The organism is Muriicola sp., assembly GCF_041567615.1.
In the GTDB taxonomy this organism is placed as follows: Bacteria; Bacteroidota; Bacteroidia; order Flavobacteriales; family Flavobacteriaceae; genus Muriicola.
In genome coordinates this window covers 1-9,238 of sequence record NZ_JBFGBM010000105.1, presented here as the reverse complement: position 1 = coordinate 9,238, position 9,238 = coordinate 1, and the positions used below count along the sequence as shown (strand labels likewise).

Sequence of the window (9,238 nt, the reverse complement as noted above, 5' to 3'; positions counted from 1 at the left end):
TGGAGGATGTACAATCCTACAATGTGATCGGGGAGATCAGGGGCAGTTCCAAACCCGAAGAGATCATGGTCGTGGGAGGCCATCTCGATTCCTGGGACCTAGGAGACGGGGCCCATGACGACGGAGCCGGATGTGTTCAGAGCATGGAAGTACTGCGGTTGCTCAAAAAGAGTGGATACAAACCCAAACGGACCATCCGTGTTGTACTCTTTATGAATGAGGAGAATGGGCTCAGAGGAGGAAGGAAATACGCTGCCGAGGCCGATCAGAAAGGAGAGAAGCACGTCTTTGCTCTGGAAAGCGATGCAGGGGGGTTCACCCCCCGGGGATTTGGCTTCGACAGCTCCGACTCGGATTTTGAGAAGATCATGGGATGGAAGGACTTGTTTGAGCCCTACCTGTCCGATCATTTTACCAGAGGCGGGGGTGGTGCAGACATCAGGCCCCTGAAGAAGGAAGGCATGGTACTGGCAGGACTCAGACCTGATTCCCAGCGGTATTTCGCCCATCACCACGCCCAGAATGACACATTTGAACACGTTAACAGGAGAGAACTCGAACTGGGTGCTGCAGCCATGACGAGCCTCCTATACCTGGCAGACAAATACGAACTTGGATCCACCGGCAACTGAGTCGCCCCCCGGGATTGAATTGAAGGGCAGGTCTACTGGCTTTTAGGGGCAGAATCCCTATCTTTGCGGCTCTTAAAATAAAGCCACATGGAAAACGGAATCTACGCTAAATTCAATACTGAAAAAGGAGAGATCCTCGTAAAACTCACACATGAGAAAACCCCCGGTACGGTAGGCAATTTTGTTGCCCTGGCGGAGGGTAAACTCGATAACAAGGCCAGGTCTAAAGGCGAGCCCTATTACGACGGGCTGACCTTTCACCGCGTGATTCCCGATTTCATGATCCAGGGGGGATGCCCTCTGGGTACAGGCACAGGAGACCCCGGATATAAGTTCGACGATGAATTTCATCCAGCTCTAAAGCATGATGCCCCAGGGGTACTCTCCATGGCCAATGCAGGTCCCGGCACCAACGGCAGCCAGTTTTTTATCACGCACACGGCTACCCCATGGCTGGATAACAAGCACACTGTTTTTGGTCATGTAGTCCAGGGACAGGAAGTAGTGGATGCCATAGAGCAGGGGGATACGATGGACTCGGTGGAGATCCAGAGGGTCGGAGAAGCCTGTGAGGCATGGGATGCCCTGGAAGCTTTCCGGTCTTTTGAAAAAACGGGGGAGGAGAGGATTGCCAAACAAAAAGAAAAAGCTGAGGCCGAGATCCAGAAGATCTCAGCCGGATTCGACAAAACGGAAAGCGGACTTCGCTATAAGATCATTCAGAAAGGGAATGGCAAAAAACCCGAGAAAGGTCAGCGCGTATCCGTCCATTACGAAGGTTCCCTCCCCAACGGGCAGATATTCGACTCTTCTTACAAGCGCAAAGAACCTATCACCTTTCAACTGGGTGTAGGACAGGTCATTCCCGGATGGGACGAAGGAATAGGATTGCTGAAGGTAGGGGACAAGGCCCGGTTTGTCATCCCTTCCCACCTGGCCTATGGCAGCGCAGGGGCCGGAGGCGTGATCCCCCCGAATGCCACGCTCATCTTTGACGTGGAGCTGATGGAAGTTCCCTGAAAACCCGAAGAGCCCGAAGAATCAATTCCTGTTGGCCAGTTGTATGGAAAACAGGAGTAGGGCAAGGTTCAAAACGACCAGAAAGCCCATTATTCCAAAAAATACGGTCATAGCTTTTCTTACATAACAGCTATGTCTGCCGTTTACCCTACCTCAGAGTAATAGGATTTATAATTAGCTCTTGCGGGCTGCACTCAACAGCAACAAGACGATGTTGATCGCGATCAAAACTAGCAGGATCCAGAGAAAGGAATACATGGGCGTTGGTTATTAACGGGTTAAGGGGTGTAATGTAATGACGCAGGAAAGCGCCGAATGTTGTGTAGGTAGCGCAGGAAGTTAATAACAAGTTATGAACACCAATAAAAAACCCCGGTTGAACAACCGGGGTTTATAAAAAAAATGAGTGTATTACCTAGTCAATTATTTTCACATTAACGGCGTTCATTCCTTTTTTTCCTTGTTGCAGCTCGAATTCCACAACATCACCCTCGCGTACTTCGTCAATTAAGCCGGAAATGTGTACAAAGTGATCTTCTGATGAACCATCTTCAGTGATAAATCCGTAACCTTTGGAGTCATTGAAGAATTTTACTGTTCCTTTACTCATAATAAAAAAATAAAAAGTTAAGCCACAAAGGTACATGGAATAAATGGATTTCATAAGGATTTATTTTTTATTATGGAAAAACCATTGGTAAGTAGCTGATATCCGGCCTATTAAATCACGGTCCAATCCCAAGTATCCTGTGCCGTTGTACTATTTCATATTAAAAGGGAAAAATTCGGGATGTGACATATATACATGCGTCGGCATCATCGAGAACTTCCCTATTTTTATACTATGGAAAAATCAGAGTTAGAAAGTCTAAGGTATCCCATAGGACATTTTATAAAACCGGCAAGGATCACCCCGCTCCTCCTGAAGGACTGGATCGCACAGATCGAAGCCCTCCCCGTCAATCTCAGGGATCTGGTAATCTCTTTCAGCGATACTCAGCTGGATACCCCTTACCGCCCCGGTGGGTGGACGGTAAGGCAGGTGGTACATCACATCGCAGATAGCCACCATCACAGTTATATACGATTCAAATGGGCTCTCACAGAGGACAGGCCTGTCATCAAACCCTATTTTGAAAAGGAATGGGCCCAACTGACCGATGCGCAATTTGGTCCTATCGACCTGTCCCTGAGCCATCTCGAAGCAGTACATGCCAAACTGGTCTATACGATGAAAGGGTTTACAGAAGCCGACTGGAAAAAGGAGTTCATACATCCCGATAATGGTGCAGTGGTCAGCCTTGAAGAGAATGCAGGCAGATACGCCTGGCATGGCAACCATCATCTGGCCCATATACAGGCACTTGCCGAGCGGATGAACTGGTAGTTCCCGGTATGCCTAGAGAGATCTCCCCAGGAGGTACATGCCCCTTTCTTCCTGGATGGCATTTTCGAATGGTAAAACCTCTTCTCTCAGGATCTCATAGCCCATTTTGAGATAGAATGAGAGGGCCCTGCCTTTTTGCATGGTGGCCAGACAGATATAGCACATCCCTCTTTTTCGGGACTCCGCGTGCAAGGCAGAAAGGACCGCCGGTCCGATACCCCTCCCTGTATGATCCTTTAGAAGGTAGATCTTCTCGAGGAATACGGGTTCAGAAAATACAAGACCTTCTGGATTTTTATTCAGGATGAGTTTGGCGATCCCCACGGTGATTTTCCCGGAGATCACCAGAAAATGAAGATTGTTTTTGTGGGTGAGATCCGTATGAACCACCCGGGGTCTGAAGCTTTTTTCGATGTAGGGAGAAGGGTCCTGTCCGGGCCACAGATGTAAATAATGATCCCTGTAGGCCTGTTCCCCGATTTCACAGTAGAGGTCAAGGGTCTCAGCTCTGACGGCTTCGAGTTGGATGGTCGGTTGTCCCCGATCTTCTAGCTTTCCTTCCATTTTATATTGCATCCGATACTCGGTTTCTGGGCCTCAGACTGAGGTTCCCCGGAGATCAACCTGTCCATCGCTTGTTTCAGGTCGGCGCCTGTTACGGGAATACCATTGCCGGGTCGGGAATCGTCCAGCTGACCCCGATAAACCAGTTCCAGTTGCCTATCAAACAGGTAAAAATCAGGGGTGCAGGCTGCATCGTAAGCTCGTGCAACCTCCTGAGACTCGTCATAGAGATAGGGAAAGGTATATCCTTCTGCCAGGGCATTCTCTTTCATCAAATGAGGGGCATCCTCGGGATAGTTGATCACATCATTGCTGGAAATGGCCACAAAGCCGATTCCCTTTTCCTGATAAGCTTTGCCAAGGCGTGAAAGCGCCGGGTTGACATGCTTGACAAATGGACAATGGTTGCAGATGAACATAACCACCGTTCCCTTTTCGCCCCTGACATTCTCCAGGGTTTTTACGGTTCCGGATACCGTATCGGGGAGTTCAAAATGCGGGGCCCTGGTGCCCAGGGGAAGCATATTGCTTGGAGTTCGTGCCATGAGGGTGATTTTATAGTACAAAAATAACAAGCCTTTGGCAGATTCAGGTATCTTGAAAGGATTTCATGGGGGATTGATGGAGTGAGGTTCATAAAAGCCCTTCAAATCCCAATATCTGAACTTGGTTATCTTTGGAAAGGATACGGACATGATTATCAAAAACGAACAGGTGATAGTTTCTGCATTAGACGAGGCGCGCATTGATTTCTCCACGGAGACCCTGTGGATCCTGAATTTCATATTGGCTTTGATCATGTTTGGCGTAGCCCTGCACATCAGGGTTGATGATTTCAGGGCTCTGATCAGGAATCCTCGACCTGTCCTGGTAGGCGTCCTGTGTCAGTTTCTGGCGTTGCCCCTGGTCACATTCCTGCTGATCCTCTTTTTTCGGCCCGGACCCAGCCTCGCCCTGGGAATGATCCTGGTAGCTGCCTGTCCGGGGGGCAACATCTCCAACTTCATCACCTCTTTTGCCGGAGGGAACAGGGCTCTGTCCGTGGCCCTCACGGCCAATGCAACCCTGTTTGCTATCGTGTTCACTCCGTTGAATCTCAGTTTTTGGGGTTCCCTCTATCCCCCTGCAAATGACCTACTCAGGGAAATTTCCATCGATCCGGCAGAAATGGTCGAGATCGTGGCCCTGATACTCGGGGTACCCCTCCTGGCAGGGGTATGGATGAATGAGCGCTATCCGTCTCTTGCCGGGCGCATGGCCAACTATTTGAAACAGATATCCCTCGCATTTTTTATAGGCCTCATCCTGGTTGTGATCTACAATAACAGGATACAGATTCGCGACTACCTCCATCTGGTCTTCTGGCTGGTCTTGATCCAAAACGCCGTCGCTTTCATCACGGGTTACCTGGCGAGCCGCTTAGCCGGGTTGTCCCAGGGAGATATTCGATGCATCACCATTGAGACCGGGATCCAGAATTCGGGGCTTGGCCTGGTACTGATCTTTACATTTTTTGACGGTTTGGGTGGGATGGCCGTGATCACGGCATTCTGGGGGGTTTGGCACCTTATTTCCGGGTTGCTCCTCGGGAGTTTTTGGGCTTTCAGGCCTGTGAGAGAGGAGGTGAGAGGATGAGGAGGCTCATGTACGATATCACCCGGAGAATTGCCTGTTTTGGTTTGTTTTGCTACTACCGCGACATGAGGTTAAACGGTTACCATAAGGTACCGAAAAACAAGGCGGTGATGTTTTTGGCCAATCATCAGAATGCGCTGATGGATCCTCTGGTCATTGCCGCCTATACCCCCTTCAGGACCTACTTCCTAACCCGGGCTGATGTCTTTGTCAACCCGGTGGTCAATCAGATCTTCCGCTTCCTGAGGATGTTGCCGATCTACCGGATGAGGGACGGGCGGGATACTCTGGGCAAGAATGAAGAGATTTTTCAGGGATGTATCCGTATCCTCCAGGGTGGCGGGCATATCCTCTTGTTCCCTGAGGCCAACCACAATATCATGAGGAAGGTGAGACCACTGAGTAAGGGATTCACCAGGATTCTGTTCGCAGCGCTCGACCGGGATGAAGACCTCGATGTCCTCCTGGTCCCGGTGGGCATCAATTACGAGAATGCCTCGGGTTTTCCGGACAGGGTTGCCTTCTATTTTGACGATCCTGTCTCCTCTCGTGCATACTACGACAAAGATGATATTCCGGGCTCAGTTTCCCGGATAAAACAGGAGGTTTCCGAGGCCCTGCAAAGGAACACCACCCATATTGCCCCTGAGGAGGAATACGCGGATAAGCTGGCGTATCTCGACTCCCTGGGATTCGATTACCTCGACCCTCGAAAGACGCATGCAGCCCTGGAGAATTATCCCGGGCAAAAAGATTCAGAGAACCGAAAGACCGGGAATCCCCTGCGTCTGTTCCTGAAATGGACCTTTTACTTGATCAATGCCCCGACCATCCTCGTGTGGAGGGTTTTTCTCAAGCCCCGGATACTCGAAGAAGAATTCATCAGCACCTTCAGATTTGCCTATGCGGTCGTCATCCAGCCGATTTTCTATATCCTTTTTTGGTGGCTATGTTATACAAAGGTGAACGCCCTCTGGGCCAGCTCAATAGTCATCTTACATTTCCTCCTGAGCCTGCTCTACGTTAAAACGGGAAGCTCCCGAAAGGGGTGACCTTATCGGGCAGCTCCCATCGAATCACATCATATCCCCGAAGAAAATCGCATTCATCAGGAGTTTGTTGGTCCCGTACCAGAATGCCCGGAAGTTGGTGTTATCCGTAAAAAGTATGACCTTTCCTTTCCCCATACTGCTTACCTTAAACGGGGTACTGTTGGAGATCAGGGCCGCATTCTCTTCAGAGATATACCCGCTCAGCAAAGGGGAGGGTGTATACTGTATCGGGTTGTTATAACTGTCCTTTTCCGGTTCCAGGTAAATGTTGGTGTTCCTGAACAAGGCAAGGGTATTGTTCTTATACCCGAAGTTGATGGGGTGGGAGCGGTCTATCCTGGCTTCAAAAATAGCCCCACCGGTCACCTGGGCGCCCCGGAAATCTTGACGTTTCCCGAAGGTAACGTTCTTTGCCACGAGGCTGTCCTTTTTAAAGTTGAGGTCGAGGAATTCATTCTTGTCAAACCAATTGGCCGTGTTGCGATACCCGATGAGGGTCCCGCCGGCCTTGACCCATTCCTTGAGTTTCTCAGTACTCGATTTATTGAGGCCTGCACTTCCCCAGGTCCCCGGGATGATGATATCGGTATACGAACTCAGGTCGGCCCTGCCGAGGTACTCCGTATCAATTTTTGTCAGGGTGATCTGGTATCGCGTGTCGAAGAGATGCCAGATTTCCCCCGCATCGTAGGAGCGTATCCCCTCACCTACAATGAGGGCGACCTTTTGTTTCTTCACCGGTTCAAAATCTCCACTGCCCAGGTCGATTCCCTGGGTCTGACCCGTATTTACCGCAGTGATCCTGATGTGGCTGTCCTTCGCAACACCTGTGAGGAACTCGTACAATTCTCGCTTGCCGAGTACCTGATTCTGTACGGGGATCATGACCGTGCCGTAGTCGTAATTGACCCCATTCATGCTGAAGGGGTACTGTGCCACCTTGGCTCTCAATCCTTTTTCCAGGATCTGGTTCAGGGCTTTGGGAGTATAATATTCATGCCATTCGAACAAATAGGCGTATGGGCTTTCTCCACTTACGGATCCTGGGAGCTCCTTCAATTCTCCTATACGGGGTCCGGCATTGGACAGGGAGGTGAGTTCTGCGTAGTCGAGATTAAAGGCCAGGGGGAAGGTCCAGGCCGAAATGTCGTAAAACAGACTGTCTGTGAAGGTGGTTCTTTTTTCGAACATGGCCCTGATGAGCCGGTGGTTCTTCTGTTCGAGAGGCACCACGTAGCTGTTACCTTTCTTATAACGTTTGCCTCCCAGGGTAATGTCCTGTCCCAGTTCGTGGATATCTATATTCTGGCGTTCCAGGATCTCTGCCAGGTGCCAGGCTTTCGCCCCGTCCTTCTCATCTCCGAATAGGAAGGCTTTGGTCTTGCTTCTGCCTGCTTCAGACCTGAGATCCCTGTAGAAATCGCGCTGGTAGTTCAATAATTTTGTCCTCATCTTCTGGGCAGCCTCTACCGTGGAAAGGGCGGTGGTAAACTGGTTGCGGATCGTAAAGGGAAAGGTCAGCACGCCGTTCTCACTTTCCTGAATGTGGCCTCTGGAGCTGGCCTGTTCAAAGAGGATGCCGATACTTCCCACCACATCCGGGAAGGTCGATCCTTTTCCGTAATAGTAGTCGTCGTAATTCTCCTCTGAATAATAAAGGGAACCTATCTTATCAAGGGCTTGGGCATGGTAGGTGCCTATCTCAGCCGTGAGTTCCTGGTTGAGCTTGGGGGTGAGGGGGTGAACCCTGGTCGGCTCACCGGGCTGGTAGAAAAAGGTAGAATTGGTACCCATCTCATGGTGGTCCGTCAGAATGTTGGGCAGCCAGCGGTGGAAGGTTTTGATCCGTGCTCTGCTTTCCGGAAGCTGTACAGGCAGCCAGTCGCGGTTGATGTCGAACCAGTAGTGGTTGGTGCGCCCGCCGGGCCATACCTCGTGGTATTCCCGGTCATTGTTGTCTGCAGTGAGATTCATATTCCGGTTGGTGTTGGCCCAGTACGCAAATCGCTGTAAGCCGTCTGGATTGTATGATGGATCCATTAAAATGACAGAATTCTTCAGCATCTCATCTATTTCAGGTCCTTGTGCCGCAGCCAGGTAATAGGCGTATGCCAGACCCGCATTGGCTCCGCTGGGCTCGTTTCCGTGTACAGAAAAGCCCTGGTAAACCACGATGGGCATATTCTCCACATTGGTATTGCTGCCTCCGGCCTCACTCAGGGCCAGATGCTGCTGCCTGATCTCCTCCAACCTTCCGTGATTCTCCGGGGAGGTCACGGTAAGCAACAATATGGGTCGCCCTTCAAAGGTAGTGCCCCTGTTCTCAATGGTGATCCGGTCGCTGGCCTCGGCCAGAGCCTGCATGTAGAACATGAGTTTGTCATGCGTCACATGCCATTCGCCCACTTCATGCCCAATGATATCAATAGGTTTTGGGATAGAGGGGTCATAAGTCAATTGCTGAGGCAGGTAGTAGTCCAAAGAAAGATCGTCCTGGGCAGAGAGAAAACAAGTAAAAATAAGTCCGATGAGGAGTAGTGCTTTTTTCATTCGAATGGTTTTTATACGGTCGCAAAAGGTACTCATTAGAAGGACAGGCCGCAACTACCCAAAGGGTTAAAGATTCCTTAAAAACACAAAAAAAGGACCTCTTGTAAGAGAGGTCCTTGGTGCATTTCAGGAAAGTGAACCGATATCAAATATCATCAAAGTCCACATCGGTAAAACTGTCGAGGGTCTGGTTTCCATCCCCGCTCTCTGTTTCTTCCTTCTTGAAGTCCTTTTGATGGCGCTCAGAGATAACCTCCTGACCTTTTTCGGTGATGATGTAATCCATCATCTCTTCCATGTTTTCCCTAAAAGCCTGGAAATCCTCTTTGTACAAATAGATCTTGTGTTTCTTGTAGTGGAAAGAACCGTCGTCGTGAGTAAATTTTTTACTTTCTGTA

Annotated in this window: 10 protein-coding genes; 5 read left to right on the top strand and 5 right to left on the bottom strand. The window is 50.0% G+C overall.

The genetic code is table 11. The features are described from left to right. Both ABYP73_RS08415 and ABYP73_RS08410 read left to right on the top strand, forming a co-directional pair. The coding region (locus ABYP73_RS08415) for a M20/M25/M40 family metallo-hydrolase (RefSeq protein ID WP_372974028.1) at positions 1-632 on the top strand (632 nt) is incomplete at its 5' end. A gap of 87 nt (positions 633-719) precedes the next feature. Beyond that, positions 720-1,652 (top strand): peptidylprolyl isomerase, encoded by a 933-nt coding sequence (locus ABYP73_RS08410; RefSeq protein WP_372974027.1) that lies wholly within the window; start codon positions 720-722, stop codon positions 1,650-1,652. Between the two features lie 415 nt (positions 1,653-2,067). Here the strand turns inward: ABYP73_RS08410 and ABYP73_RS08405 are convergent, their stop codons facing one another. Then, positions 2,068-2,262 (bottom strand): cold-shock protein, encoded by a 195-nt coding sequence (locus ABYP73_RS08405; RefSeq protein ID WP_372946264.1) that lies wholly within the window; start codon positions 2,260-2,262, stop codon positions 2,068-2,070. 234 nt (positions 2,263-2,496) lie between these two features. Here ABYP73_RS08405 and ABYP73_RS08400 point away from each other — a divergent pair, with 234 nt between their 5' ends. After that, positions 2,497-3,039: a YfiT family bacillithiol transferase gene (locus ABYP73_RS08400; protein WP_372974026.1), complete on the top strand. Its 543-nt coding sequence runs from the start codon at positions 2,497-2,499 to the stop codon at positions 3,037-3,039. A 12-nt stretch (positions 3,040-3,051) separates the two neighbouring features. Here the strand turns inward: ABYP73_RS08400 and ABYP73_RS08395 are convergent, their stop codons facing one another. Together ABYP73_RS08395 and ABYP73_RS08390 are read right to left on the bottom strand one after the other, a co-directional pair. After that, entirely contained in the window at positions 3,052-3,615 is a 564-nt protein-coding gene (locus ABYP73_RS08395) for a GNAT family N-acetyltransferase (RefSeq protein WP_372974025.1), read from the bottom strand. After that, positions 3,588-4,148 carry a thioredoxin family protein gene (locus ABYP73_RS08390; protein ID WP_372946260.1) on the bottom strand — a complete coding sequence of 187 codons (561 nt, stop codon included), beginning with the start codon at positions 4,146-4,148 and terminating at the stop codon, positions 3,588-3,590. Before ABYP73_RS08390 ends, ABYP73_RS08395 begins: the two co-directional genes overlap by 28 nt. Before the next feature lie 148 nt (positions 4,149-4,296). On the opposite strand from ABYP73_RS08390, the gene ABYP73_RS08385 reads away from it, so the two are divergent. Continuing rightward, on the top strand, positions 4,297-5,238 hold the full coding sequence (locus tag ABYP73_RS08385) for a bile acid:sodium symporter family protein (protein ID WP_372974024.1): 942 nt from the start codon (positions 4,297-4,299) through the stop codon (positions 5,236-5,238). Further along, positions 5,235-6,290: a 1-acyl-sn-glycerol-3-phosphate acyltransferase gene (locus ABYP73_RS08380; RefSeq protein WP_372974023.1), complete on the top strand. Its 1,056-nt coding sequence runs from the start codon at positions 5,235-5,237 to the stop codon at positions 6,288-6,290. The genes ABYP73_RS08385 and ABYP73_RS08380 overlap by 4 nt, the downstream gene beginning before the upstream one ends. Before the next feature lie 24 nt (positions 6,291-6,314). On the opposite strand, the gene ABYP73_RS08375 is transcribed toward ABYP73_RS08380, so the two are convergent. Next, positions 6,315-8,840 carry a M14 family zinc carboxypeptidase gene (locus ABYP73_RS08375; protein ID WP_372974022.1) on the bottom strand — a complete coding sequence of 842 codons (2,526 nt, stop codon included), beginning with the start codon at positions 8,838-8,840 and terminating at the stop codon, positions 6,315-6,317. Between the two features lie 145 nt (positions 8,841-8,985). Beyond that, a partial coding sequence (locus tag ABYP73_RS08370) for a DUF3276 family protein (RefSeq protein ID WP_372974021.1) occupies positions 8,986-9,238 on the bottom strand: 253 nt, incomplete at its 5' end.